This is a genomic window from Hymenobacter agri (assembly GCF_054778495.1).
The window spans coordinates 1-891 of the sequence record NZ_BAAGZM010001073.1 but is presented as its reverse complement, the minus strand read 5'-3'; the positions used below and the strand labels follow the sequence as shown (position 1 = coordinate 891).

The window sequence follows — 891 nt, the reverse complement described above, 5'->3', positions numbered from 1 at the left end:
AGCCGGGCTGCTGGGGCTATTTGCGGTGCTGTGGCCCCGGCGGCTGGCCGCTGCGCAATCAGCTCCCAGTGGCTCCGACGCTGAACTGGTCGATACGGCTCCTCTGGCCACGTACGAGCGCCACTTCCGGACGCAGCTGATGCGGCGGGTGCTGTGGACGGCGGCCGTGGTGCTGGTGGCGCTGGTGGCGGGCCTCACCGTATTTGCCCAGAGCGCGGCCGGCGTGCACGATGCCGAACGGTATGCCAGCGTGTTGTTTGGGCCGGTGGTTATACTGGTGCTGGCCGCTTGGCCGGTACATGCGCCACGCTGGTTGGGTCAGTTGCTGCTGGGGCTGTGGCTGCTGGGCCTGGCGTTTCGGGCCGGGCACGTGGCGCACGACCTGCGTCGGGTGCCGCCGCTGGCTCCGGCTTCAGTTGCCAGCCCAGGGCTGCACCGGTAAGGGGTCGGGGCAACTGGCCAATAGCTCGCGCATCGTCTGATTCGACTGCGGGTGGCGCAAAGCGCCGGCTATTTCGGCTAGCGGCACCAGTACGAAGCGGCGCTCGGGCAGGCGCGGGTGCGGCACGATAAGGGTGGGAGATTCAATTACTCTTACACCGAAAAGCAGGATGTCAACATCCAGGGTTCGGCTGCCCCAATGCTCCAGCCGTTGGCGGCCGGCGTGCTGCTCGGCGGCCTGGCAGGCGGCCAGTAGCTCTTCGGGGCGCAGCCAGGTTGCGATGGCTAACACCTGATTGAGATAGGCGGGCTGGTCTTCGCGGCCCCAGGCGGCAGTTTCGTAGATACCAGACTCCGCCACAATCTCGCCGGCGGTTTCGGCCAGCTCCTGGCGGGCGGCGGCTAGCAGCGCCGCCCGGTCGCCCAGGTTGGAGCCCAGCAGCAGGTAGG

At 68.0% G+C, this 891-nt stretch carries 2 protein-coding genes; one reads left to right on the top strand and one right to left on the bottom strand.

Annotation, left to right across the window (positions count from 1 at the left end; all coding sequences use genetic code 11):
• On the top strand, positions 1 to 442 hold a 442-nt coding region (locus ACYVDE_RS24540; protein ID WP_460504139.1), incomplete at its 5' end, for a hypothetical protein.
• On the opposite strand, the gene folK is transcribed toward ACYVDE_RS24540, so the two are convergent.
• Positions 413 to 891: 2-amino-4-hydroxy-6-hydroxymethyldihydropteridine diphosphokinase (folK, locus tag ACYVDE_RS24535; RefSeq protein WP_460504138.1), on the bottom strand; the 479-nt coding region annotated here is incomplete at its 5' end. The genes ACYVDE_RS24540 and folK overlap by 30 nt on opposite strands.